The sequence below is a fragment of the Streptomyces sp. NBC_00212 genome, from assembly GCF_045206365.1.
Taxonomy (GTDB): Bacteria; Actinomycetota; Actinomycetes; order Streptomycetales; family Streptomycetaceae; genus Streptomyces.
On the sequence record NZ_CP108115.1, the window covers coordinates 6299728 to 6325198 of the forward strand.

Genomic DNA, 25471 nt, shown 5'->3' on the forward strand with positions numbered 1-25471 from the left:
TTCCCGGGTGATGCGCCGCGTGATCACGGGCCGGTCCCGCCTGCCCCCTGCCGGGTACCGCCGCTCGCACGCCACAGAAGAGAGACCCCACCCATGTCCTGGCTGTCCAGATTCAGCCTCGCACAAAGGGCCCTGATAGGCCTGATGTCGATCGTCGCGATCGTCTTCGGGGCGATCGCCATTCCGCAGCTCAAGCAGCAACTGCTGCCCACCATCGAACTGCCGATGGTGTCGGTGCTCGCCCCCTATCAGGGCGCGTCCCCCGACGTGGTCGAGAAGCAGGTCGTCGAGCCGCTCGAAAAGAACATCAAGGCCGTCAGCGGAGTCAAGGGCATCACGTCCACGGCGTCCGAGGGCAACGCCGTGATCATGGCGACCTTCGATTACGGCACGGGTACGAAGCAGCTCGTCGCCGACATCCAGCAGGCCGTCAACCGGTCCCGCACCCAGATCCCCTCGGAAGTCGACCCGCAGGTCGTGGCCGGCTCCACCGACGACATGCCGACCGTCGTCCTCGCCGTGACCTCCGACAAGGACCAGCAGGCGCTCGCCGACCAGCTGGACCGCACGGTCGTCCCGGCCCTTGAGGACATCAAGGGCGTCGGCCGCGTCAGCGTCGACGGCGTCCAGGACCTCCAGGTCAACGTCACGCCCGACCCGAAGAAGCTGGCCGCGGCCGGCCTCAACACGATGACGCTCGGCGACGCCCTGAAGGCGGGCGGCGCCACCATCCCCGGCGGCTCGTTCTCCGAGGACGGCAAGAGCCGCACGGTCCAGGTCGGCGCCCCGTACACCTCGCTGAAGCAGATCGAGGACCTGCGGATCAAGCCGCAGCAGGGTGCCACGGTCCGCCTCGGCGACATCGCCACCGTCAAGCAGCAGCCCTCCCAGCGGGTCTCCATCACCCGCACCAACGGCAAGCCGAGCCTCGCTGTGATGGCCACCATGGACCACGACGGCAGCGCCGTCGCGATCTCCAAGGACGTCAAGGACAAGCTGCCCGACCTGAAGAAGGACCTCGGCTCGGGCGCCGAGCTCACCGTCGTCTCGGACCAGGGCCCGCAGGTCTCCAAGGCCATCTCCGGCCTGACCACCGAGGGCGCGCTCGGCCTGCTCTTCGCGGTGCTCGTGATCCTGCTCTTCCTGGCGTCCATCCGCTCGACGCTGGTGACCGCGGTCTCCATCCCGCTGTCCGTGGTCCTCGCGCTGATCGTGCTGTGGACGCAGGACCTCTCCCTCAACATGCTGACCCTGGGCGCGCTGACGATCGCGATCGGCCGGGTCGTCGACGACTCGATCGTGGTCCTGGAGAACATCAAGCGCCACCTCGGCTACGGCGAGGAGCGCCAGTACGCGATCCTCACCGCGGTCAAGGAGGTCGCCGGCGCGGTCACGTCCTCGACGCTGACCACCGTGGCGGTCTTCCTGCCGATCGGCCTGGTCGGCGGCATGGTGGGCGAGCTGTTCGGCTCGTTCAGCCTCACCGTCACGGCGGCCCTGCTCGCCTCGCTGCTCGTCTCGCTCACCGTCGTCCCGGTCCTGTCGTACTGGTTCCTGCGCGCGCCCAAGGCGATCGCGGGCATCGACCCGGACGAGGCGCGCCGCAGGGCCGAGGAGAAGGAGAACAAGGCCCGCCTCCAGCGGATGTACGTTCCGGTCCTCCGCTTCGCGACCCGGCGCCGCCTCACCAGCGTGCTGATCGCGGTCGTGATCCTGATCGGCACCTTCGGCATGGCCGGCCTCCTGAAGACCAACTTCTTCGACCAGGGCGAGCAGGACACCCTCTCGATCAAGCAGGAGCTGGCCCCGGGCACCAGCCTGGACGCGGCGGACGCGGCCTCCAAGAAGGTCGAGCAGATCCTCGCCGCCGACCCGGCGGTCAAGAGCTACCAGGTCACCGTCGGCTCCTCCGGCTTCATGGCCGCCTTCGGCGGCGGCACCGGCGCCAACCAGGCCTCGTACACCGTGACGCTGAAGAGCGCGGGCGACTACGACAAGGCGCACGACCGGCTTGAGGCGGCCCTCAAGGGCCAGCCGGGCAACCCGGCCATCTCGACCGGCGGCGGCTTCGGCAGCCAGGACCTGAGCGTGGTCGTCAAGGCGGCCGACGGCGACGTCCTGAAGAAGGCCTCGGAGCAGGTCCGCCAGGCGGTCGCGAGCCTCAAGGACGTCAGCGACGTCCAGAGCGACCTGGCGCAGAGCGTGCCCCGGGTCTCGGTGCAGCCCAACGACAAGGCGGCCGACGCGGGCTTCAACCAGACCACCCTCGGCATGGCCGTCGCCCAGCAGGTGCGGGGCACCCAGGTCACCAAGGCGATCATGGGCGATTCCGAGCGTGATGTGTACATCACCGCGGCCGACCCGGCCACCACGGTGGACCAGCTCAAGAACCTCGTCCTCGGCCCGGTCAAGCTCGGTGACATCGCCGACGTGAAGCTCGTGCCAGGACCGGTCTCGATGACCCGGATCGACGGCGCCCGCTCCGCGACCATCACCGCCAAGCCGGTCGGCGACAACACCGGCAAGGTCAGCACCGACCTCCAGGCCAAGATCAAGGACCTGAAGCTGCCCTCCGGCGCCACCGCCTCCATCGGCGGCGTCTCCTCGGACCAGTCGGACGCGTTCAAGAACCTGGGCCTGGCGATGCTGGCGGCGATCGCGATCGTCTTCATGCTCCTGGTCGCGACGTTCAAGTCGCTGATCCAGCCGCTGATCCTGCTCGTCGCGATCCCGTTCGCGGCCACCGGCGCGATCGGCCTACTGATCGCGACCGGCACCCCGATGGGCGTCCCGGCGATGATCGGCATGCTCATGCTGATCGGCATCGTGGTCACCAACGCGATCGTCCTGATCGACCTGATCAACCAGTACCGCAAGCAGGGTCTCGGCGTCGTCGAGGCGGTCGTCGAGGGCGGTCGCCACCGCCTGCGCCCGATCCTCATGACGGCACTGGCGACGATCTTCGCACTGCTCCCGATGGCGCTCGGGGTCACGGGCGAGGGCGGCTTCATAGCCCAGCCGCTCGCGGTCGTGGTGATCGGCGGTCTGGTGACGTCGACGCTCCTGACGCTGCTCCTGGTGCCGACGCTCTACGCGATGGTCGAGCTCCGCAAGGAGCGCAAGGCCAAGAAGAAGGCGGCCAAGCGCGCCAGGAAGGCGGGGCTCCCGGCCCCGTCGGACGACTCCGACCAGCTGGAGCCGGTCAACGCCTGACCCGGGCCAGCGACAACGCCCGGCCAGGTCCCGCAACGACGAAGGCCGCCCCTCCGACCGGGGGGCGGCCTTCCGTCGTGTTCCGGGCGGCTACGGCAGCGCCAGCATCCGCTCAAGGGCCAGCTTCGCGAAGCTCTCGGTCTCCTTGTCGACCTGGATCTGGTTGATCAGCTTGCCCTCGGCGAGCGATTCCAGGGTCCACACCAGGTGGGGGAGGTCGATGCGGTTCATGGTCGAGCAGAAGCAGACCGTCTTGTCGAGGAAGACGATCTCCTTGTCCTCGGCGGCGAACCGGTTGGCGAGGCGCCGCACCAGGTTCAGCTCGGTGCCGATCGCCCACTTCGAGCCGCGCGGGGCGGCCTCCAGGGCCTTGATGATGTACTCGGTCGAGCCGACGTAGTCCGCCGCGGCCACGACCTCGTGCTTGCACTCGGGGTGCACCAGGACGTTCACGCCCGGGATCCGCTCGCGCACGTCGTTCACCGAGTCCAGCGAGAAGCGGCCGTGCACCGAGCAGTGCCCGCGCCACAGGATCATCTTGGCGCCCCGCAGCTCCTCGACGGTGAGCCCGCCGTTCGGCTTGTGCGGGTTGTAGAGCACGCAGTCGTCGAGGGACATGCCGAGCTCGCGCACCGCGGTGTTGCGGCCCAGGTGCTGGTCGGGCAGGAACAGAACCTTCTCTCCCTGCTCGAAGGCCCAGTTCAGGGCGCGCTCGGCGTTGGAGGAGGTGCAGATGGTGCCGCCGTGCTTGCCGGTGAACGCCTTGATGTCGGCCGAGGAGTTCATGTACGAGACCGGCACGACCTGCTCGGCTATGCCGGCCTCGGTCAGCACGTCCCAGCACTCGGCGACCTGCTCGGCGGTGGCCATGTCGGCCATCGAGCAGCCCGCGGCGAGGTCCGGCAGGACGACCTTCTGGTCGTCACCGGTCAGGATGTCCGCGGACTCGGCCATGAAGTGCACACCGCAGAACACGATGTACTCGGCCTCGGGCTTCGCGGCGGCGTCCTTGGCCAGCTTGAACGAGTCGCCCGTCACATCGGCGAACTCGATGACCTCGTCGCGCTGGTAGTGGTGCCCGAGGATGAAGACCTTGTCCCCGAGCTTCGCCTTGGCCGCGCGGGCGCGTGCCACCAGGTCCGGGTCGGAGGGCGAAGGAAGGTCGCCGGGACATTCCACGCCCCGCTCGCTCTTGGGGTCGGCCTCGCGGCCGAGCAGGAGCAGCGCGAGCGGCGTCGGCTGGACGTCGAGCTCGACGCGGCCGGCGGTGTCCTGGCGGGGCTGGGCGGTGGTCACGTCACGCACCCTTTCTGTTTCCTGAGCAGTGCGGCGGAGCCGCTCCAGTGGCCCCGGTGTTTCCACCGAGGGGTTTTCGTCTAAATGACGCTATCTATCATAACTGCTTCACGTCACTTTGACGATGGCCATAGCGTCGATGTGACGCACCCGGCCCGCGCCCGCTCCCGTGAGGAGTTGTCCACAGGCCTTTCCTCGCCCGCCGCCTCGTGTGCGAGCATGAAAGGGAAGAACCCGGAATGAATCCGGGGCTCCGCCGGTTGCAACCGTCGGCAAGCAGTCTCCGTACAACCCGGGAGAGAAGCAGATGTCCGTATCGGACGAGACCACCACCGTGAGCGACGGCATCCTCCTGTCCGACGCCGCCGCGGCCAAGGTCAAGGGCCTCCTTGAGCAGGAAGGCCGGGACGACTTGGCGCTGCGCGTCGCCGTTCAGCCGGGCGGCTGCTCCGGCCTGCGCTACCAGCTGTTCTTCGACGAGCGCTCGCTCGACGGCGATGTCGTCAAGGACTTCGACGGCGTCAAGGTCGTCACCGACCGCATGAGCGCCCCGTACCTGGGCGGCGCCTCGATCGACTTCGTCGACACGATCGAGAAGCAGGGCTTCACGATCGACAACCCGAACGCGACGGGCTCCTGCGCCTGCGGCGACTCCTTCAGCTAAGCCGCGCGGCAGCCGAAAGGCGGGTGTCCCCGGTCGCCGGGGGCACCCGCCTTCGCCATGTCCGAAAGCGTCGGCGCTACTTCTTCGGCAGCTCCTTGCCGGTGTCCGCGTCGAGCACCTTGCGGGCCCCGAGCGACTCGTGCAGCTGCACCGAGACCGTCTGCTGCTTGGCCAGCATGATGCACATCTTCTTCGGGTCCTTGACCTGTCCGGTCACCTTGACCCGCACGCCGTCGCCGCTCTCGTCGGCGGTCGCCGTGTACGTGCTGCACACCCCGCCCCAGAACGTCACGTTCAGGGTCCGCCCGTCCGGCGCGACGGCGTACGACTCAAGCGCCTGGCCGTGCGTGCCCGGCGCGGTGGCCGACCCCGAAGGCGGCGGCACGGGAGCGCCGGTCGGCGGCTTGGCGATGTACTGAGGTGCCACCGCCGGAGCCGTGATCGTGAACGGCTGGCCGGCGTCCGGCTTCACCTGGAACAGCCACGACGGTACGAGGCTCGGCGTGCCGTCCACGAACTGCGCGGCGAGCCCGAAAGTGGCACCGTCGATCGTCACGGTCGAGGGCGTGGGCTGCTTGCACGGCTGGATGTTGCCCTGCGGATCGCTCGGCAGCCGCCCCTTGGTCGGCTGGCCCTCCACCGGCACCGGCCCCGTGCAGTCCTTGGTCTTCGGCCGCTCGGTGACGTGGCTGTTGAGCTGCGCCAGCGTCTGGTCCGCGCTGATCACCGGATACGTGACGCCCTTGTCCGGCGTCTTCAACTGGCCGCTGCCGCCCACCACTTGACCGTCCGGGCCGACCTGAATGCCGGTCGTCCAGCCGTAGGTGGGAAGCCCGTCGACGACCGGGTCGGCGTTCACCACCCGGGCCGAGGCCAGGATCTCCTTGGCGTCCAGCTTGGCGTCGTCCTGGCCGAGCGCCTTGAGGACCGGCGCCGCGGCGGCCTTCGCCGCCTGCTCACTCACCGGGCTGCCGGAGCCCGTGTCGCCGCCGTTGCCCGCACCGCCTCCGGTGTCGGCGCCCGTCGTGTGCATCGGACACATCTTGCCCTTGGGGCAGTTGTCCGAGCCACCGGCTCCGTACCGCGCGAACGTCCAGGTGCCCGGCGCCTTCTGACTGACCATCAGGACCGGGCCCGAGCCGTCCTTCGTCACGCCCGCCTTCCAGCTGTCGCCTTCGAGGCGTACCGCCCCGTCGACCCCCAGCGCCCGGGCGAGCCGGGTCACATCGGCCTCGCTCACCGTGCCCCGCGGCTGGTGGACGGACGCCTTGCCGGGGCCGTCGGGCAGCTTGACCGACGCCCGGTAGACCACCCCGTTGGGGTCCGGCTCACCGGGTGCGATCCCGTTGCCGCCGCCACTGCCGCCGGTGCCCCCGCCCGGGGTGCTGTCGAGTGCGAGCGGCGGAGGCGCTCCGTTCCCGCCGGGCGTACCACCACCGCCCGAGGACGCCGTCGAGGCCCAGTACGCCCCACCGCCACCCGCGGCCAGTACGGCCACGGCGGCCGCGGCGAGGATCAAGGGAGATCGTCGCGAACGCCGCTGCTCGGGCTCGTCCTGCGTGTGCTCGCTGCTCACCAGATCGCTCCTGTCCAGTCGTATCCCGCATCCTCTTTACGAGGGACGGCGGTTGGACGGAGCGGGGGAGCGCACGGTTCCATCCCGTGCGCCGCACCCGTGCGATCAGGCCGTTTCAGTCCCCGTATTCGGACATGTCCGCGATCAGCCGTACCGAAGACGGCGGGATCGTCACACCGTGGATCCGGGACGGCGGCACCGGCGCGGGAGCGTTCCGCGCGGGCACCACCCAGTGCGGAGCCATCCGCGCACAGTCCCCGCGCAGCTCCTCCAGACCAGGAAGATCGGCCGCCACCCCGTGCCCGCTGCTCAACTTGGTTTCCATGCTTCGCACCGTACGCATCGGGAAGCGTGCGCAGAAAGACCTACTATTGGGTAGTTTCCGCCGGTCGGCCCAGTGGGGCCGACCCGGTAGCGTGAACCGTCAACGCCCGCCCCTCCGCATTCTCATCAGGAGCGCCCCCGCCGTGCGTATCGCAGTCACCGGCTCCATCGCCACCGACCACCTCATGACCTTCCCCGGCCGATTCGCCGACCAGCTGGTCGCCGACCAGCTGCACACGGTCTCCCTCTCCTTTCTGGTCGACAACCTCGACGTACGCCGTGGCGGTGTCGGTCCGAACATCTGCTTCGGCATGGGCCAGCTCGGCGGCCGGCCGATCCTGGTCGGGGCGGCAGGATCCGACTTCGACGAGTACCGCGCCTGGCTCGACCGGCACGGCGTCGACACCGGCTCGGTGCGGATCTCCGAGGTCCTGCACACCGCCCGCTTCGTGTGCACCACCGACGCCGACCACAACCAGATCGGCTCCTTCTACACGGGCGCGATGAGCGAGGCCCGCCAGATCGAGCTGAAGGCCGTCGCCGACCGCGTGGGCGGCCTCGACCTCGTGCTGATCGGCGCGGACGACCCCGAGGCGATGCTGCGCCACACCGAGGAGTGCAAGGCGCGGGGCATCCCCTTCGCCGCCGACTTCTCGCAGCAGATCGCCCGCATGTCCGGCGACGACATCCGCACCCTGCTCGAAGGCGCCACGTACCTCTTCTCCAACGAGTACGAGAAGGGGCTCATCGAGAACAAGACCGGCTGGAGCGACGAGGAGATCCTCGCCAAGGTCGGCTACCGGGTCACCACGCTCGGCTCGCGCGGCGTGCGCATCGACAAGGTCGGCGCCGAGCCGATCGTCGTCGGCGTCCCGGAGGAGGAGGCCAAGGTCGACCCGACGGGCGTGGGCGACGCCTTCCGCGCCGGGTTCCTGACCGGCCTGTCCTGGGGCGTCGGGCACGAGCGGGCCGCCCAGCTCGGCTGCATGCTGGCCACCCTGGTCATCGAGACGCTCGGCACCCAGGAGTACACCCTGCGCCGGGCCCACTTCATGGACCGCTTCACCAAGGCGTACGGCGACGAGGCCGCCGCCGAGGTGCGGGCCCACCTCCAGTAGGACTCAGCTGACGCGGCGCACCCGGTAGGCGGTTCCGCCCTCTGCCGGGTGCTCGCCCAGGTACTCCTGGCCCCGCATCTCGCACCACGCCGGGATGTCGAGGCGGGCCGCCTCGTCGTCGGCGAGCACCGTCACGACACCGCCCACGGGCACGTTCCCGATCGCCTTCGCGAGTTCGATGACCGGGATCGGGCAGAGCCGGCCGAGCGAGTCCACCACGAACTCCTCGGCGTCGGCGGGCCCGGCCGCCGCGACCGGCGCCCCGAGCTTCGTCCGCACCGACGCGACCACCCCCGGCAGCACGTCGAGGAACCGCTCGACCTCCTCCGCCGCAGTGCCGAGCGGCAGCGACACCCGGACGTTTCCCTCACTCAGCACCCCCATGGCGCGCAGCACATGGCTGGGCGTCAGAGTGCTGCTCGTGCAGGACGAACCGGAAGAAACGGAGAATTCCGCCCGGTCGAGCTCGTGCAGCAGGGTCTCTCCGTCGACATAGAGACAGGAGAAGGTGACCAGATGCGGCAGCCGCCGCACCGGATCGCCGACCACCTCGACATCCGGCACCAGCTCCACGACCCGGGTGCGGATCCGCTCCACCAGGCCCCGCAGCCGCGCCGATTCGGCCTCGGCCTCCGCCCGTACGGCCCGCAACGAAGCGGCCGCCGCCACGATCGCCGGGATGTTCTCGAAGCCGGCCGCGCGCCCCGACTCCCGCTCGTCGGCGGGCCCTTGAGGCGCGAACCGGACGCCCTTGCGCACCGCGAGCAGCCCGACTCCTGCCGGACCGCCCCATTTGTGGGCACTCGCCGCGAGGATCGACCAGGCACCCTCGACCGGCCCCCAGGCCAGCGACTGGGCCGCGTCCACGAGCAGCGGCACGCCCGCCGCCCGGCACGCCTCGGCCACCTCGGCCACCGGCTGGAGGGTGCCCACCTCGTGGTTGGCGGACTGGAGGCAGGCGAGCGCGGTGTCGGGCCGCAGGGCCGCGGCGTACGCGTCGGGGGAGACCCGGCCCGTACGGTCCACCGCGACCTCCGTCACCGCACCGCCGCCCGCCTCGTGGGAGGCGGCCGAATGGAGGACGGAGGAGTGCTCGACCGCGGACACCGCCAGATGCCGCCCGACACGCCGACGCCCGGACAAGGATCCGTAAATTCCGGAGTGCACCGCACGCGTCCCCGAACTGGTGAAGCTGAGCTCGTCCGGGCGGCAGCCGACGGCCTCCGCGGCGGCCTCCCGCGCCGCGTCCAGGAGCAGCCGGGCGCGCCTGCCCTCCCGGTAGAGCCGGGCCGGATCGGCCCACCCCTCGTCCAAGGAGGCTTGCAGGGCCTGGCGGGCGACGGGGTGCAGGGGGGCCGAGGAGGCCGCGTCGAAGTAGGGCACCCGGCCACGCTAACCCCGGCCCGGCGTGCGGGCCGCGGGGGACGGGGCGAGGGGTCGTCAGATGGCGCCCGGAGGCCGGGATTCCACCGCGGCTCCACCCCTTCGGGGACTCGGACGGCGCGTTGGGCACCCTCCCCGCGCGACCCCAAATAGCGTCCAGTAGGGTTTGGTCCGCATAAACATCCAAACCCCTGCCCGTGTGCCAGGGCGGCGACCGACCAGCGAGACGGCCGTAGCCGACCACCGCGGGCGAGACTCTCGGGAAGGCGCTACGTGAGTCCCAACGGCTCCGACCGCTCGTCGCGGCGCCCGATGCGGCGGAAGCTGCCGCAGGTGCTGACTGCGGGCCTGGTCCTGGCGACAGCATCCGGTTGCTCGTACAACTGGAAAGACTTCCCTCGACTTGGTATGCCCACTCCGGTGACGGACGAGGCTCCCAGGATCCTGTCCCTCTGGCAGGGCTCGTGGGCGGCTGCGCTCGCCACGGGCGTGCTGGTCTGGGGCCTGATCCTGTGGAGCGTCATCTTCCACCGGCGCAGCCGCACCAAGGTCGAGGTACCCCCGCAGACCCGGTACAACATGCCCATCGAGGCGCTGTACACCGTGGTTCCGCTGATCATCGTCTCCGTGCTCTTCTACTTCACGGCACGCGACGAGACGAAGCTCCTGACTCTGTCCCCGAAGCCCGCCCACACGGTCAACGTGGTCGGCTATCAGTGGAGCTGGGGCTTCAACTACGTCGAGGACGTGCCCGGTGTTAAGGGCGACGCCAAGACGGACAAGAACCTGGCAGCGATCCCGGACCGGTTCAAGAAGGACTTCCCCGCGAACGCGGGCGGTGTCTACGACGTCGGCATTCCCGGCACCCGTAACCCGCAGACCGGAAACCCGGGCCCGACCCTGTGGCTGCCGAAGGGCGAGAAGGTCCGCTTCGTGCTGACTTCGCGCGACGTCATCCACTCCTTCTGGATCGTGCCGTTCCTGATGAAGCAGGACGTCATCCCGGGGCACACCAACTCGTTCGAGGTCACGCCGAACCAGGAAGGCACCTTCCTGGGCAAGTGCGCCGAACTCTGCGGCGTCGACCACTCGCGCATGCTCTTCAACGTGAAGGTCGTCTCCCCGGAGCGCTACCAGCAGCACCTCAAGGAGCTGGCGGCGAAGGGCCAGTCCGGCTACGTGCCGGCGGGCATCGCCCAGACCGACCCCGCCAAGAACGCGGAGACGAACAAACTGTGAGCATCCTCAACGAATCTCAGGGTGCCGCGGCAGCAGACGACTCGTACGAGAACGAGCTGCCGGTCCGGCGCAAGCAGCCGGGAAACGTCGTCATCAAGTGGTTGACCACCACTGATCACAAGACGATCGGCACGATGTACCTGGTCACGTCGTTCGCGTTCTTCTGCATCGGCGGGATCATGGCGCTCTTCATGCGCGCCGAACTCGCCCGCCCCGGCACGCAGATCATGTCGAACGAGCAGTTCAACCAGGCGTTCACGATGCACGGCACGATCATGCTGCTGATGTTCGCGACGCCGCTGTTCGCCGGATTCGCGAACTGGATCATGCCGCTGCAGATCGGCGCGCCCGACGTGGCGTTCCCGCGGCTGAACATGTTCGCCTACTGGCTCTACCTGTTCGGCTCGACCATCGCGGTCGGTGGCTTCCTCACCCCGCAGGGCGCGGCCGACTTCGGCTGGTTCGCCTACTCCCCGCTGTCGGACGCGGTCCGCTCGCCGGGCGTCGGCGCCGACATGTGGATCATGGGTCTGGCCTTCTCCGGCTTCGGCACGATCCTCGGCTCGGTCAACTTCATCACCACGATCATCTGCATGCGCGCTCCCGGCATGACGATGTTCCGTATGCCGATCTTCGTGTGGAACGTCCTGCTGACCGGTGTGCTGGTCCTGCTGGCCTTCCCGGTCCTCGCGGCCGCGCTGTTCGCCCTGGAGGCGGACCGCAAGTTCGGTGCGCATGTCTTCGACGCCAGTAATGGCGGCGCGATTCTCTGGCAACACCTCTTCTGGTTCTTCGGCCATCCAGAGGTGTACATCATCGCGTTGCCATTCTTCGGAATCATTTCCGAAGTGATCCCAGTGTTCAGTCGAAAGCCGATGTTCGGCTACAGCGGACTGATCGGCGCCACCATCGCGATCGCGGGTCTGTCCGTGACCGTGTGGGCGCACCACATGTACGTCACTGGTGGCGTGCTCCTGCCGTTCTTCTCCTTCATGACGTTCCTCATCGCCGTGCCGACGGGCGTGAAGTTCTTCAACTGGATCGGCACGATGTGGAAGGGCTCACTGTCCTTCGAGACACCCATGCTGTGGGCGATCGGCTTCCTGATCACCTTCACCTTCGGTGGTCTGACCGGCGTCATCCTGGCCTCGCCGCCGATGGACTTCCACGTCTCCGACTCGTACTTCGTCGTCGCGCACTTCCACTACGTCATCTTCGGCACCGTGGTCTTCGCGATGTTCTCCGGATTCCACTTCTGGTGGCCGAAGTTCACCGGAAAGATGCTGGACGAGCGGCTCGGCAAGATCACCTTCTGGACGCTGTTCGTGGGCTTCCACGGCACGTTCCTCGTCCAGCACTGGCTGGGTGTCGAGGGCATGCCGCGTCGTTACGCCGACTACCTGGCGGCCGACGGCTTCACCACCCTGAACACGATCTCGACGATCTCCTCGTTCCTGCTCGGTCTGTCGATCCTGCCGTTCTTCTACAACGTCTGGAAGACCGCCAAGTACGGCAAGAAGATCGAGGTCGACGACCCGTGGGGCTACGGCCGTTCGCTGGAGTGGGCGACCTCCTGCCCGCCGCCGCGGCACAACTTCCTCACGATGCCGCGCATTCGCTCCGAATCGCCGGCGTTCGACCTCCACCACCCCGAGATCGCGGCTCTCGACCAGCTTGAGAACCACGGCGACGTCCACGGTGACCACATGCTCACCGGTGGCAAGGAGGCCGGGAAGTGAAGATCCAGGGCAAGATGTTCCTGTGGCTGGCCGTCTTCATCCTGATCATGGCCGTCGTGTACGGCGTGTGGTCGAAGGAAGCGGCCGGAACCACCGCGCTCGTCATGGCCTTCGGCCTGAGCGTCATGATCGGCTTCTACCTGGCCTTCACGGCCCGGCGGGTCGACGTGGGCGCCCAGGACGACATGGAGGCCGATGTCGCGGACGACGCCGGTGAGGTCGGCTTCTTCGCGCCGCACTCCTGGCAGCCGCTCTCGCTCGGCATCGGCGGCGCCCTGGCCTTCCTCGCGATCGCCATGGGCTGGTGGCTGCTGTACTTCTCGGCTCCGCTGATCCTGGTCGGTCTCTACGGCTGGGTGTTCGAGTACTACCGCGGCGAGAACCAGAACCAGTAGTTCCGCGCCCGCCGCACCGCGCCATGAGGGGCCCTCCATCTCGCTGAGAGATGGAGGGCCCCTCGTTTGCAGTCACCCGGCGCGCCGGAACTGACGAACCTTCATACCGTGTGCTCATGAGCCACGCACCGCGCATCCGCACCGTAGTGAGCTGCACCCTCCTTGTCCTGTCCCTCGGTGTGGGGGCCACGGGGTGCGGCGGGTCAGACGCCAACCCGCTTTCGGCCAAGCCGTACGACGCGGCCGGGCAGGTCCTCTACAACGGCCCGGCGGGCAGTCAGAAAGCCGATCCCAACAAGCCCCTTGAGATCACCGCCAAGGGCAAGGAAGCCCGCCTCACGGACGTAGCGGCCGTCGACGGCAACGGCCGCTACCTGGCGGGCGAACTGGCCGCCGACGGCAGCCGCTGGCACTCCACCGCCCCGTTGGTGGCCGGCGCGCACTACACCGTCAAGGTCTCCACGGAGAACGAGGACGGCTCCCCGGGGCTGCGCACGCTGACGTTCGACACGGCGGCGGTCACGGATGCCGTGGAGGTCGAATTCGGCCCGGACGCGGGCAAGTACGGCGTCGGACAGCCCATCACCGCGGAACTCAGCAAGCCGATCAAGGACAAGAAGGCCCGGGCGATCGTCGAACACGCCCTGATCGTCGAATCGACGCCCAAGGTGGAGGGCAACTGGTACTGGGTGGGCGACAAGGTCCTGCACTACCGCCCCAAGGAGTACTGGCCCACCCACGCCACCATCAACGTCCACTCCAACCTGGAGGGCGTGAAGATCGCCGACAAGCTGTACGGCGGCCCCGGCAAGCCCCTGAAGATCACCACGGGCGACCGCGTCGAGGCCATCACCGACGCCGCCGGGCACTACATGACGGTCAAGCGCAACGGAGAAGTGATCAATACCATTCCGATCACCACCGGAAAGCCCGGCTTCTCCACCCGCAACGGCGTCAAGGTCGTCCTGGGCAAGCAGTACTTTGTACGCATGCGCGGGGAGACCGTCGGCATCTCCTCCAGCAGCTCGGACGGCTACGACCTGCCCGTCTACTACGCCACGAGGGTCACCTGGAGCGGCGAATACGTGCACGCCGCGCCCTGGTCCGTGGGCTCGCAGGGCTACGAGAACGTCAGCCACGGCTGTACGGGCATGAGCACCGGCAACGCGGCCTGGTTCTACGAGAACATCAACGAGGGCGACATCGTCAAGGTCGTCAACAGCATCGGCGAGGACATGACGCCCTTCGACAACGGGTTCGGCGACTGGAACGTGTCGTGGGACGAATGGCGCCAGGGCAGCGTCCTGCAGGACGACCTCAAGGCCGGGCAGAAGCGAGTGAACTCCGCCCGGCTGCGGCCGGGAGTGTGAGGTCAGGCACCCACGGCAAGCCGCTTGCGCAGCAGGGCGGCCAGGGAGTCCGCGAACTCGACCGGCTCGACCGGGAGGGTCACCGCGGCGTCCGCCCGGCTCCAGGTGGCCAGCCAGGCGTCCTGCGGGCGGCCGATGAGGAGCAGCACCGGCGGGCACTGGAAGACCTCGTCCTTGATCTGGCGGCAGACTCCCATGCCGCCCGCCGGAACCGCCTCGCCGTCCAGGACGCAGGCGTCGATGCCGCCGCGGTCCAGCTCCTTGAGGACCGCCGGCAGCGTCGCGCACTCCAGGAACTCGACCGGGGGCACGTCGGAGGCGGGCCTGCGGCCGGCCGCGAGCCGCACCTGCGCGCGGGTGTTCGCGTCGTCGCTGTAGACCAGAACGGTGGCGCTCGACTGCATGGATCCTCCGAAGGTCCGGCGGATTCGCCGGCGTTGGCTCATGAACCGATGCGCGGATGCTACTCCGTCCGACTGCCCGTCAACACCGGTTCGGACAGCCCTTCGATGGGCCGTTCGGGCCCTGCATACGCCGCTGACACACCGAACGGCACCCCCCGGAGTGAGGGCGGGATAAGCGACCGACATAATGTCGGTCGTGGCGACAGCAACGACAGTAGAAACCGGGCACGCGCACCCGTCGGTCAATCGGCCGAACCTCACCAGCGTCGGAACCATCATCTGGTTGAGTTCCGAGCTGATGTTCTTCGCGGCCCTCTTCGCGATGTACTTCACTCTGCGATCGGTAACGGGTGCCGCGCACTGGTCCGAAATGGCCTCGTCCCTGAACCTTCCGTTCTCGGCGACCAACACCACGATCCTGGTGCTCTCTTCCCTCACCTGCCAGCTCGGCGTCTTCGCCGCGGAACGCGGCGATGTGAAGAAGCTCCGCACCTGGTTCATGATCACGTTCGTGATGGGTGCGATCTTCATCGGCGGCCAGGTCTTCGAGTACACCGAGCTGGTGAAGAAGGACGGCCTCTCGCTGTCCTCGGATCCTTACGGCTCGGTGTTCTACCTGACCACGGGCTTCCACGGACTGCATGTGACGGGCGGCCTGATCGCCTTCCTGCTGGTTCTGGGCAGGACGTACGCGGCCAAGAGGTTCACCCACGAGCAGGCGACCGCGGCCATCGTCGTGTCCTATTACTGGCACTTCGTCGATGTCGTGTGGATCGGCCTCTTCGCCACGATCTACCTGATCCAGTAACCGGGCCCGTAGGTCCGCACCACATCCAGCATCGACGCAGAAGATCCTGACACCGGGGTAATCCGTGAAAAAGCTCTCCGCACGACGACGCCATCCGCTGGCGGCGGTCGTCGTCCTACTCCTCGCGCTGGCGGCCACCGGGGGGCTGTACGCCGCGTTCGCGCCCGCGGGCAAGGCTCAGGCTGACGAAACCGCCCAGTCCCTCGCCATCGACGAGGGCAAGAAGCTCTACTCCGTCGGCTGCGCCAGCTGCCACGGAACCGGCGGTCAGGGCACCTCTGACGGCCCCTCCCTGGTCGGCGTGGGCGCCGCCGCGGTGGACTTCCAGGTCGGCACCGGCCGCATGCCGGCGCAGCAGCCCGGCGCGCAGGTGCCGAAGAAGAAGGTCATCTACTCGCAGGCCGAAATCGACCAGCTCGCCGCTTACGTGGCTTCGCTGGGCGCCGGTCCGAGCGTGCCGACCGACTCGCAGTACAACCCGAGCGGTGCGGACATCGCCAAGGGTGGCGAGCTGTTCCGCACCAACTGCGCCCAGTGCCACAACTTCACGGGTGAGGGCGGTGCCCTGACGAACGGCAAGTTCGCCCCCAGCCTGGAGGACGTGGACCCCAAGCACATCTACGAGGCCATGCAGACCGGCCCGCAGAACATGCCGTCCTTCCCGGACACGACGATGCCGCAGAAGCAGAAGCAGGACATCATCGCGTACCTGCACGCTGTCAACAGCGACAAGTCCGCGAGCCCCGGTGGCCTCAAGCTCGGCGGGCTCGGCCCGGTCAGCGAGGGTCTGTTCGGCTGGATCTTCGGTCTGGGTGCCCTCATCGCAGTAGCCATCTGGGTCGCGGCCCACACCGCTAAGGCCAAGAAGTCATGAGTAGCCAAGAGAATTCCGAGAGCCTGTCTGAAGCGCAGGCCACCGCGCACGGCGCGGTAGAGCACGCGGGCGACCCCTTCGCCGACCCGGGACTGCCGGCCCACAAGCCGCGCATCCAGGACATCGACGAGCGGGCGGCCAAGCGCTCCGAGCGCGCGGTCGCGTTCCTGTTCTTCCTGTCCATGGTCGCGACGGTCGGCTTCATCGCCTCGTACGTGATCTTCCCGGTCGACAAGATCGTCTTCATCTTCCCGTTCGGGCACGTCAGCGTCCTCAACTTCGCTCTGGGTCTGACCCTGGGCGTGGCGCTGTTCTGCATCGGCGCGGGCGCGGTCCACTGGGCCCGCACCCTGATGTCGGACGTCGAGATGCCGGCCGAGCGGCACGAGATCGCGGCCCCGCCGGAGGTCAAGGCGCAGGTCCTGGCCGACTTCAAGCAGGGCGCGGCCGAGTCCGGCTTCGGACGCCGCAAGCTGATCCGCAACACCATGTTCGGCGCGCTCGCCATGGTGCCGCTCTCCGGTGTGATGCTGCTGCGCGACCTGGGCACGCTGCCCGAGGACAAGCTGCGGCACACCATGTGGTCCAAGGGCAAGGCCCTGATCAACATGAACACCAACGAGCCGCTGCGTCCCGAGGACCTGACGGTCGGTTCGCTCACCTTCGCCAAGCCCGAGGGCCTGGAGGAGACTGCGGAGGACTTCCAGACGCAGATCGCCAAGGCCGCCCTGATGCTCGTCCGGATCAAGCCGGAGGACATCAAGGACAAGCGCGAGCTCGAATGGTCGCACCAGGGCATCGTCGCGTACTCGAAGATCTGCACCCACGTGGGCTGCCCGATCTCCCTGTACGAGCAGCAGACGCACCACGTGCTCTGCCCGTGCCACCAGTCCACCTTCGACCTCTCCGACGGCGCCCGCGTCATCTTCGGCCCGGCCGGTCACGCCCTTCCGCAGCTGCGGATCGGCGTGAATGACGAGGGTTACCTCGAAGCGCTCGGCGACTTCGAAGAGCCCGTCGGTCCTGCCTTCTGGGAGCGCGGATGAGCACCACGACAGACGCACGGCGCGAAGCGCCCGCCGGTGAGCGGATCGCGGACTGGGCGGACGGCCGGCTCGGGATCTACTCCCTGGCCAAGGCCAACATGCGCAAGATCTTCCCGGACCACTGGTCCTTCATGCTCGGCGAGATCTGCATGTACAGCTTCATCATCATCATCCTCACGGGTGTGTATCTGACGCTGTTCTTCCACCCGAGCATGAACGAGGTCGTCTACGACGGCTCGTACGTGCCGCTGCAGGGCATGCACATGTCCGAGGCGTTCAACTCGACCATGCACATCAGCTTCGATGTGCGCGGTGGTCTGCTGATCCGGCAGATCCACCACTGGGCGGCGCTGATCTTCCTCGCCGGCATGTTCGTGCACATGATGCGCGTGTTCTTCACGGGCGCCTTCCGCAAGCCGCGTGAGGTCAACTGGCTGTTCGGCTTCCTGCTGTTCGTCCTGGGCATGTTCACCGGCTTCACCGGTTACTCGCTCCCGGACGACCTGCTGTCGGGCACCGGTGTCCGCTTCATGGAGGGCGCGATCCTGTCCGTGCCGATCGTCGGCACGTACATGTCGTTCTTCCTCTTCGGTGGCGAGTTCCCCGGCGGGGACTTCGTGGCCCGGTTCTACTCGATCCACATCCTGCTGCTGCCGGGCATCATGCTCGGCCTGATGGTGGCTCACCTGATCCTGGTCTTCTACCACAAGCACACCCAGTTCGCGGGTCCGGGACGTACGAACAAGAACGTCGTCGGCATGCCGCTGCTCCCGGTGTACATGGCGAAGGCGGGCGGCTTCTTCTTCCTGGTCTTCGGTGTCATCGCGGTGGTCGCGGCGATCGCCTCGATCAACCCGATCTGGGCGATCGGCCCCTACCGGCCGGACCAGGTGTCCACCGGCGCCCAGCCCGACTGGTACATGGGCTTCTCCGAAGGCCTCATCCGTGTGATGCCGGGCTGGGAGATCAACCTGTGGGGCCACACGCTCGTCCTGGGCGTGTTCATCCCGCTGGTGATCTTCCCGACGGTCCTGGCGGCCATCGCGGTGTACCCGTTCATCGAGTCCTGGGTCACCGGGGACAAGCGCGAGCACCACATCGCGGACCGGCCGCGCAACGCGCCGACGCGTACCGCGTTCGGTGTCGCGTGGATCACCTGGTACATGGTGCTGCTCATCGGTGGTGGAAACGACCTCTGGGCGACCCACTTCCACCTCTCGATCAACGTCATCACCTGGTTCGTGCGGATCTCGTTCTTCGTGGCCCCGGTCCTCGCGTTCATCGCCACCAAGCGGATCTGCCTGGGTCTGCAGCGGCGCGACGCCGAGAAGGTGCTGCACGGACGCGAGTCCGGCATCATCAAGCGGCTGCCGCACGGCGAGTTCGTCGAGATCCACGAGCCGCTGGACGCCAACGCGCGCTACAAGCTCACCGCGCACGAGCAGTACAAGCCGGTCGAGATCGGCCCGACGGTCGACGAGAACGGTGTCGCCCGCAAGGTCTCGCGGACGCAGAAGCTGCGCGCCAAGCTCAGCAAGGGCTACTTCGGCGAGGGGAACCAGATCCCCAAGCCGACGGCCGAGGAGTACGAGGAGATCACGAGCGGCCACGGCCACCACTGATCTCCGCTTGATCTGACGGTCGCCACAACCGAGGCTCCGGCCCGGCCCCTTCGCGGGGGCCGGGCCGGAGTCTTTTGCGTACGCGTTTCTCTACGGCGTCCGCAGTGCGGGCACGGGCGCGGGGTGCCCCGTCGCTGTCGATAGGCTGGCGGGCGGTATCCAGTCCCTTGACCACCAGGAGCGAGCATGAGCGCTGTTACCCCCACCGGAGGCGACACCGTGGCGGCCCACTCCTGGCCGGGCGTCCTGGACGCGCTCCTGAGCGGCACCGACCAGAGCGCGGACGTGACCGCGTGGGCGATGGACAGGATCATGCGCGGGGAGGCCACCGACGCCCAGATCGCCGCCTTCGCGGTGGCCCTGCGGGCCAAGGGCGAGACGGTCGCCGAGATCACCGGCCTGGTGCGCACCATGTACGAGCACGCCAACCTCATCGAGGTACCGGGCCCCAGCGTCGACATCGTCGGCACCGGCGGCGACAACGCCAAGACCGTCAACATCTCCACCATGTCGGCGATCGTGGTGGCCGGCACCGGCGCCAAGGTCGTCAAACATGGCAACCGGGCCGCCTCCTCGGCCAGCGGAGCGTCCGACGTACTGGAGAAGCTCGGCGTCAACCTCGACCTCAGCCCGCAGCGGGTCGTCGAGGTCGCGGAGGAGGCCGGCATCACCTTCTGCTTCGCGGTCAAGTTCCACCCGGCGCTGCGCTACGTCGCCGCGGCCCGCCGCGAGATGGGGATCCGCACCACCTTCAACTTCCTCGGCCCGCTGACCAATCCGGCGCGGGTACGGGCCCAGGCGACCGGCGTCGCGGACGCGCGGATGGCGCCCATCGTGGCGGGCGTGCTCGCCGAACGCGGCTCCTCCGCGCTGGTCTTCCGCGGTGACGACGGCCTCGACGAACTGACCACCACCGGGACGTCCCGGGTGTGGGTGGTGCGCGACGGCCGGGTCCGCGAGGAGAGCTTCGACCCGCGGGATGTGGGCATCGAGATCGTGCCCATCGAGGCGCTGCGCGGCGCGGACTCCTCGTACAACGCCGATGTCGCCCGGCGCCTGCTTGCGGGGGAGCGCGGGCCGGTGCGGGACGCGGTGCTGCTCAACTCGGCCGCTGCCCTCGTCGCCCTCGAACCGGGACAGGGCCCGCTCGCCGGGCAGCTCGGCGCCGCCATGGCCCGGGCTGCCGAGGCCATCGACTCCGGGGCGGCCCAGCGCGCCCTGGAGCGCTGGGTCGCGGCCAGCAACGCGTAGCCCGTACCTGATGTGACGCAAGGCGCAGTCCAGATCGCGGACTGTGCCTTGCGCACGCCGGGACGTGTGGCAGGATGCTGTTCAAGGTCATGAGTGACAGCGATTTAGGCCCCGGCTCGCTGTCCGGCAACCCTCCGTCCGTGGCGGGGTGCCCCGGGTGAAGACCAGGTCGTAGGCAGCAAGGCCTACGGCAAGCGCGGACCCCTGGACATCGTTGGATGTCACAGCCCTGGGGTCCTGGTCCTCAAGGGAGCAGTCTCGTGAGCAAGCGAATGCGATAGGGCGTACCGCCCCTTCTTCACAACCCTCCGCGCACCCGTCTCGGGCTGCGTGTTCGAGGTCAACACCCGTACACGGCAAGGCAGTTGAGCCCTCTCGATCGCAGCAGGGTCGCGCCGCCGTACCCGGGGTCCGAAGTCAACTCGCCTTTTCCTGCCAGGAGATACCGCCATGTCCGCACGCCCTGCCGCCACCACCACTGCTACCGCCGTCGAGTCCGCCGACCCCTGCTGTGCGGCGCCGCTGCCGGTGCTCGGCCGCGATGTCACCGTGCCGCTGGTCACCGGCGGCGAGGTGACCTACGCCGCCCTCGACTACGCGGCGAGCGCACCCGCCCTCCAGCGGGTCTGGGACGACGTCGCCGCGTACGCCCCCTACTACGGCAGCGTGCACCGCGGGGCCGGCTACCTCTCGCAGCTCTCCACCGACCTGTTCGAGAACAGCCGCGAGACGGTGGCCGAGTTCCTCGACTGCCGCCCCGGCGACCAGATCGTCTTCACCCGCTCCACCACGGACTCGCTGAACCTGCTCGCCCAGGTGATCCCGGCTAACTGCGAGGTCTTCGTCTTCGAGACCGAGCACCACGCCTCGCTGCTGCCGTGGCGCGACGCCCGCGTGACGTACCTGAACGCGCCGCGCACCCCGCAGCAGGCCGTCGAGACGCTGGAGCGCGCGCTCGCCGACCGCGACCCCTACGGCCCCGCCCTCGTCTGTGTCACCGGCGCGTCCAACGTCACCGGCGAGCTGTGGCCGGTACGGGAACTCGCCGCCGCCGCGCACGCCCACGGCGCCCGCATCGTCCTCGACGCCGCCCAGCTCGCGCCCCATCACCCCGTATCCGTACGGGAGTTGGACGTCGACTGGATCGCCTTCTCCGGGCACAAGCTGTACGCGCCCTTCGGCTCGGGCGTGCTCGCCGGGCGCGCGGACTGGCTCCAGGAGTCCGAGCCCTACCTGGCCGGCGGCGGCGCCTCCAAGAAGGTCGCGCGGCGCGCCGACGGCGGCGTGGACGTGGAGTGGCACACCACGGCCGCCCGCCACGAGGCCGGATCGCCCAACGTCATCGGCGTCTACTCCATCGCCTCCGCCTGCAAGGCGCTGACCGAGGCGGGCTTCGACTCGCTGGTCGAGCGGGAGCGGCACCTGATCGCGAAGGTGCGGGCCGGCCTGGCGGAGGTGCCCGAGGTCCGGGTCCTGTCGCTCTTCGGCGACGACGCGCCCCGGGTCGGCGTCATCTCGTTCGTCGTCGACGGCTGGAACAGCTCGCACTTCGCGGCGGCGCTCTCGGCGGAGTACGGCATCGGCGTGCGCGACGGCCTGTTCTGCGCCCACCCGCTGGTGCGCACCCTGCTCGGCAGCGACCCGCAGGACCCGGGCGAGTGCGGGGCCCCCGAGGCCGAGCCGGGCGAGCGCTCCCTGAACGCGATCCGGGTCAGCTTCGGGGCGGGGACGCCGGACGAGCACGTGGACCGCTTCGTGCGGGCGGTGCGGGAGCTGGTCACGCAGGGTGCGAAGTGGCAGTACCGCACGGAGTCGGGCCGCTGCGTCCCGGCGGTGTAACCCCGCCGGGCCACGCCTCCCTGGGGCTCCGCCCCAGACCCCGGGGAGTCTGCCCACCCGCCCGCCCGTCGCGCGGGGTTGGTTGGTTCCGCCCCTGGGGCTGCGCCCCAGACCCCATGCGGGGGCTTCGCCCCCTGCACCCCCTGTCGCGCCTCAAGGGCGCTCGTCCTCAATCGCCGGACGGGCTGAAATGCCCGGTGCTGGCCAGCACCGATCCTGCTAAGGGCGCGGGGCTGTGACATTGTGCGGCTCCGCCGCGTGGGCGCGACCAGCCAAGCACGGTCCGCGGTCGAACGACGTCGGAAGTGGGGGTTCGGGGGCGGCGCCCCCGAGCAGGGTGGGTCAGGAGTCCAGGCCGATGGCGAAGGCCGCTTCCAGGTCGTGCTGGGAGTACGTCCGGAACGCCACATGCGTATCCGTGCCCTCGACACCCGGGATCTTGCTGATGCTGCCCGGGATGATGTCCGCCAGATCGTCGTGGCGGGCCACCCTGACCAGCGCGATCAAGTCGTACGTACCGGTCACCGAGTACACCTCGCTGACGCTGTCGAGCGCCGCGATGGACTCCGCGATCTCGGGAATCCGGTCCACGCTGGTCTTGATGAGCACGATCGCGGTGATCACGGCTGGCTTTCTCCCTCGGTGGCGGCCGGACCCGCGGGCTTCACGGGCTTTCGGCGTTTCACTCTATCCGCCCCGCGGAAACGGGCCCACGCGTAGAGGAAGCCGAGGCCGAAGCCGATGAGATGGGCGAGGTAGGCCACCCCGGGCCCGGCCGGCGCGCTCCGGATCGCCAGCCACTGCAGGGCGAACCAGAAGACCAGCACCATCCAGGCGGGGAACCGCAGCGGCAGGAACAGCAGGAACGGGAAAATGCTGGTCACCCTGGCCCTGGGGAAGAGGCAGAGGAAGGCGCCGAGCACCGCCGAGATGGCCCCGGACGCCCCCACCAGGGTCTGGTCCGAATCCGCGTGCGCCGCCGCGTACCCGAGCAGCGCCAGATAGCCCGCCACCAGGTAGAACAGGACGAACTCCGCCCGGCCCATGCGCTCCTCGGCCATCGCGCCGAAGACGTACAGGAACAGCGTGTTGCCGAGCAGGTGCAGCCAGCTGCCGTGCACGAACAGGGCGGTGAGCGGGGTGAGCAGGGTGGGTGGCCGCCCCGTCATCAGCTCTTCGGGGATGACGCCCCAGCGGGCGAAATAGTCGCTCTGGGCGCTCAGGACCGCGTCGCCGGTCCCGTAACCCGGGTCGAGGCCGGAGACCGGGCTGAGGACGAAGAGCAGGCAGCAGGCGGTGATCAGGCCGTACGTCATGGTCGGGCCGTGCACCACGCCTTTGAGGATCGCCGCTCCCCGCCACTTGATCATGGGGAGAGAATGGCCCAAAGGGAGCTTTCGGTACAGACCGCCTCGCCGTGCCGGTGGCGGACGGGTAGGCCGTAGGGTTGCGGGCAGTACTCCCGCAGTTCGACGGCGCACCGCGAGATCCTGGACCATGGAAGTGGAAAGAGGACGGCACCACATGACCACCGTTCCCCAGCCGACCGCCGACACCCGGTGGCGCTGCACGCTCTGCGGAAACCTCACCCGTTTCGATGTCACCCGCTCGTCGAAAGTGATCGAGTACGTGCATCTGGACCTCGCCGGAGAGCCCAAGGTGGAGGAACGCGAGGTGGTCAGTGAGACCATCGAGTCGGTCCGCTGCCGCTGGTGCAACGCGGTGGACCAGATCGAGCTAGTGGACCGGCCGGGTACCGACGCCGCGACCGCCTCCTGAGGGCGGCCGCCCGAGCGGTACGGATGACAGTTGGGGTGACGGATTGTGGAGCATGCAAGCGGTGCTGAACCGGCCGCTTCGGCCGGCGACGGCCCCGCCGAGGTGCTCGACCGCCCGCTGCCCGAAGGGGTGCGGCGCCGGGTCGTCGCCTTCGTCTCGGAGGCGTTCGGCGGCCTGACCGTCGCCGAACTGCCCGGACAGCTGCGGCAGTACGCCCGTTTCACCCCGACCCGGCGCGCCAAGTTCGCGGGCAACGCGATGGCCGCCGCGCTGGAGAGCGACCCCGTGTTCCGCCAGCGGATCGGCGAGCGGCTCAAGGAGTCGCAGCCCGAGCTCGCCGGCGCCGTCGAGGCCGGCTCGCCGCCCGCGGCCGCCGATCCCGTGGACGTGGCGGCCGCCGCCTATGTGCTGCGCCCCACCGGATGGGTGAAGCTGGTCGCCGCGGCCGGCGAGGAGGCCCAGCGGGCGTTCGCCGAGCGGGCGGACGAGGAGGGCCGGCGCGAACTGGAGCGGCTGCGCGAGGAGCTCGCCGAGGCGCGCGCCCTGGTCAAGTCAGAGAACGAGGCGCTGCGTACGGAGCTGCTCGCAGCCCGCAAGGAAGCCGAAACGCTCCAGCGCAAGCTGCGCAGCGCCCAGAGCGATGTGAAGCGCGGCGAGGCCGCGCTGCGCCGGACCACCTCCGAGATCGACGGCATCAAGTCCGAGGCGGCCGCCCAGGTGGCCGCCGCCGAGAGCGAGACCCGTCGGCTCAAGACGCGGCTCGGCGAGGCCGAGGCGGGCCTGGAGGCGAGCCGGCGCGCGGTCCGCGAGGGGCGTTCCGTCGAGGACATGCGGCTGCGGCTGCTGCTCGACACCGTCCTGGAGAGCGCCCAGGGCCTGCGCCGCGAACTGGCCCTGCCGCCCGCCTCCGTACGCCCCGCCGACACCGTGGACGCGGTCGCGCCGGGCAACATGACGCCCAAGGACATCGCGGCCCGGGCCCTGTCGGAGACCGATCCGGCGCTGCTCGACCAGCTGCTCGGGCTGCCCCAGGTGCACCTGGTCGTGGACGGCTACAACGTCACCAAGACCGGCTATCCGACAATGCCGTTGGAGAAGCAGCGCCTGCGGCTGCTCGGTGGCCTGTCCGTGCTCGCCGCCCAGACGGGCGCCGAGGTCACCTGCGTCTTCGACGGTGCGGAACTGGCGGCTCCGGTGCTCCTCGCGCCGCCCAGGGGCGTACGGGTGCTGTTCTCGAAGCCCGGGGTGACCGCGGACGAGCTGATCCGTCAGCTGGTGCGGGCCGAGCCGTCCGGGCGGCCCGTGGTGGTCGTCTCGACGGACAAGGAAGTCGCGGACGGCGTCGCGAAGGCGGGCGCCCGCCCGGTCGCCTCGCTGCTGCTCCTGAAGCGGCTTTCACGCGTCTGACGCATTCAGGGTGTTTGGCAACTCCTGTGTTCAATGCCCGAATTCGGGTGATCGCTGACCAGCGCTCCGTCAAGTGTCAACTACTGCGCGTGGGATGACAGTAAAGAAACGCCTCGGTCGCGGA

At 68.9% G+C, this 25471-nt stretch carries 22 protein-coding genes and 1 riboswitch; of the genes, 15 read left to right on the forward strand and 7 right to left on the reverse strand.

What is annotated here, in order from left to right:
- Positions 1–93 precede the first annotated feature (93 nt).
- On the forward strand, positions 94–3213 hold the full coding sequence (locus OHA17_RS28710) for an efflux RND transporter permease subunit (protein WP_406508966.1): 3120 nt from the start codon (positions 94–96) through the stop codon (positions 3211–3213).
- A 90-nt stretch (positions 3214–3303) separates the two neighbouring features.
- Here OHA17_RS28710 and nadA read toward each other — a convergent pair whose 3' ends face one another.
- On the reverse strand, positions 3304–4518 hold the full coding sequence (nadA, locus tag OHA17_RS28715; RefSeq protein ID WP_398870984.1) for a quinolinate synthase NadA: 1215 nt from the start codon (positions 4516–4518) through the stop codon (positions 3304–3306).
- 298 nt (positions 4519–4816) lie between these two features.
- On the opposite strand from nadA, the gene OHA17_RS28720 reads away from it, so the two are divergent.
- Entirely contained in the window at positions 4817–5173 is a 357-nt protein-coding gene (locus OHA17_RS28720) for an iron-sulfur cluster assembly accessory protein (protein ID WP_030933606.1), read from the forward strand.
- Positions 5174–5249: 76 nt separating this feature from the next.
- Here OHA17_RS28720 and OHA17_RS28725 read toward each other — a convergent pair whose 3' ends face one another.
- Together OHA17_RS28725 and OHA17_RS28730 are read right to left on the reverse strand one after the other, a co-directional pair.
- On the reverse strand, positions 5250–6749 hold the full coding sequence (locus tag OHA17_RS28725; protein ID WP_406508967.1) for a hypothetical protein: 1500 nt from the start codon (positions 6747–6749) through the stop codon (positions 5250–5252).
- Positions 6750–6864: 115 nt separating this feature from the next.
- A complete protein-coding gene (locus OHA17_RS28730; protein WP_053727706.1) occupies positions 6865–7074 on the reverse strand; it encodes a hypothetical protein in 210 nt (69 codons plus the stop codon).
- A 142-nt stretch (positions 7075–7216) separates the two neighbouring features.
- Between OHA17_RS28730 and OHA17_RS28735 the strand changes: the two genes are divergently transcribed.
- Complete coding sequence (locus OHA17_RS28735; protein ID WP_053727707.1) at positions 7217–8191, forward strand: carbohydrate kinase family protein; 975 nt, start codon at positions 7217–7219, stop codon at positions 8189–8191.
- Between the two features lie 3 nt (positions 8192–8194).
- Here OHA17_RS28735 and OHA17_RS28740 read toward each other — a convergent pair whose 3' ends face one another.
- The gene (locus OHA17_RS28740) at positions 8195–9574 is read right to left on the reverse strand and encodes a cysteine desulfurase/sulfurtransferase TusA family protein (protein WP_406508968.1); all 1380 of its coding nucleotides are present in this window, start codon (positions 9572–9574) and stop codon (positions 8195–8197) included.
- A gap of 273 nt (positions 9575–9847) precedes the next feature.
- Between OHA17_RS28740 and coxB the strand changes: the two genes are divergently transcribed.
- From coxB to OHA17_RS28760, 4 genes are all read left to right on the forward strand, one after another.
- Positions 9848–10813: a cytochrome c oxidase subunit II gene (coxB, locus tag OHA17_RS28745; protein ID WP_053727709.1), complete on the forward strand. Its 966-nt coding sequence runs from the start codon at positions 9848–9850 to the stop codon at positions 10811–10813.
- A complete protein-coding gene (ctaD, locus tag OHA17_RS28750) occupies positions 10810–12552 on the forward strand; it encodes a cytochrome c oxidase subunit I (protein WP_053727710.1) in 1743 nt (580 codons plus the stop codon). The genes coxB and ctaD overlap by 4 nt, the downstream gene beginning before the upstream one ends.
- A complete protein-coding gene (locus tag OHA17_RS28755) occupies positions 12549–12947 on the forward strand; it encodes a cytochrome c oxidase subunit 4 (protein ID WP_406508969.1) in 399 nt (132 codons plus the stop codon). The genes ctaD and OHA17_RS28755 overlap by 4 nt, the downstream gene beginning before the upstream one ends.
- A gap of 116 nt (positions 12948–13063) precedes the next feature.
- On the forward strand, positions 13064–14317 hold the full coding sequence (locus OHA17_RS28760) for an Ig-like domain-containing protein (RefSeq protein ID WP_406508970.1): 1254 nt from the start codon (positions 13064–13066) through the stop codon (positions 14315–14317).
- A 2-nt stretch (positions 14318–14319) separates the two neighbouring features.
- Here the strand turns inward: OHA17_RS28760 and OHA17_RS28765 are convergent, their stop codons facing one another.
- Positions 14320–14721 carry a hypothetical protein gene (locus tag OHA17_RS28765; protein WP_406508971.1) on the reverse strand — a complete coding sequence of 134 codons (402 nt, stop codon included), beginning with the start codon at positions 14719–14721 and terminating at the stop codon, positions 14320–14322.
- A gap of 187 nt (positions 14722–14908) precedes the next feature.
- Between OHA17_RS28765 and OHA17_RS28770 the strand changes: the two genes are divergently transcribed.
- From OHA17_RS28770 to OHA17_RS28795, 6 genes are all read left to right on the forward strand, one after another.
- Entirely contained in the window at positions 14909–15529 is a 621-nt protein-coding gene (locus OHA17_RS28770; protein WP_406508972.1) for a heme-copper oxidase subunit III, read from the forward strand.
- 64 nt (positions 15530–15593) lie between these two features.
- Positions 15594–16403 (forward strand): c-type cytochrome, encoded by an 810-nt coding sequence (locus OHA17_RS28775; RefSeq protein ID WP_053727714.1) that lies wholly within the window; start codon positions 15594–15596, stop codon positions 16401–16403.
- Positions 16400–17449 carry a Rieske 2Fe-2S domain-containing protein gene (locus OHA17_RS28780; protein ID WP_406508973.1) on the forward strand — a complete coding sequence of 350 codons (1050 nt, stop codon included), beginning with the start codon at positions 16400–16402 and terminating at the stop codon, positions 17447–17449. Before OHA17_RS28775 ends, OHA17_RS28780 begins: the two co-directional genes overlap by 4 nt.
- Positions 17446–19071 carry a cytochrome bc complex cytochrome b subunit gene (locus tag OHA17_RS28785; protein WP_398870972.1) on the forward strand — a complete coding sequence of 542 codons (1626 nt, stop codon included), beginning with the start codon at positions 17446–17448 and terminating at the stop codon, positions 19069–19071. Before OHA17_RS28780 ends, OHA17_RS28785 begins: the two co-directional genes overlap by 4 nt.
- Positions 19072–19257: 186 nt before the next feature.
- Complete coding sequence (gene trpD, locus OHA17_RS28790) at positions 19258–20322, forward strand: anthranilate phosphoribosyltransferase (RefSeq protein WP_398870970.1); 1065 nt, start codon at positions 19258–19260, stop codon at positions 20320–20322.
- Between the two features lie 85 nt (positions 20323–20407).
- A riboswitch (SAM riboswitch) is annotated at positions 20408–20525 on the forward strand.
- Between the two features lie 247 nt (positions 20526–20772).
- The gene (locus tag OHA17_RS28795) at positions 20773–22161 is read left to right on the forward strand and encodes an aminotransferase class V-fold PLP-dependent enzyme (RefSeq protein ID WP_398870968.1); all 1389 of its coding nucleotides are present in this window, start codon (positions 20773–20775) and stop codon (positions 22159–22161) included.
- Between the two features lie 342 nt (positions 22162–22503).
- On the opposite strand, the gene OHA17_RS28800 is transcribed toward OHA17_RS28795, so the two are convergent.
- Entirely contained in the window at positions 22504–22785 is a 282-nt protein-coding gene (locus OHA17_RS28800; RefSeq protein ID WP_053727718.1) for an Lrp/AsnC family transcriptional regulator, read from the reverse strand.
- Complete coding sequence (locus OHA17_RS28805; RefSeq protein ID WP_406508974.1) at positions 22782–23531, reverse strand: rhomboid family intramembrane serine protease; 750 nt, start codon at positions 23529–23531, stop codon at positions 22782–22784. Before OHA17_RS28805 ends, OHA17_RS28800 begins: the two co-directional genes overlap by 4 nt.
- Positions 23532–23685: 154 nt before the next feature.
- Between OHA17_RS28805 and OHA17_RS28810 the strand changes: the two genes are divergently transcribed.
- Complete coding sequence (locus tag OHA17_RS28810) at positions 23686–23940, forward strand: hypothetical protein (protein WP_398870964.1); 255 nt, start codon at positions 23686–23688, stop codon at positions 23938–23940.
- 45 nt (positions 23941–23985) lie between these two features.
- Positions 23986–25347 (forward strand): NYN domain-containing protein, encoded by a 1362-nt coding sequence (locus OHA17_RS28815; protein ID WP_398870962.1) that lies wholly within the window; start codon positions 23986–23988, stop codon positions 25345–25347.
- Positions 25348–25471 lie beyond the last annotated feature (124 nt).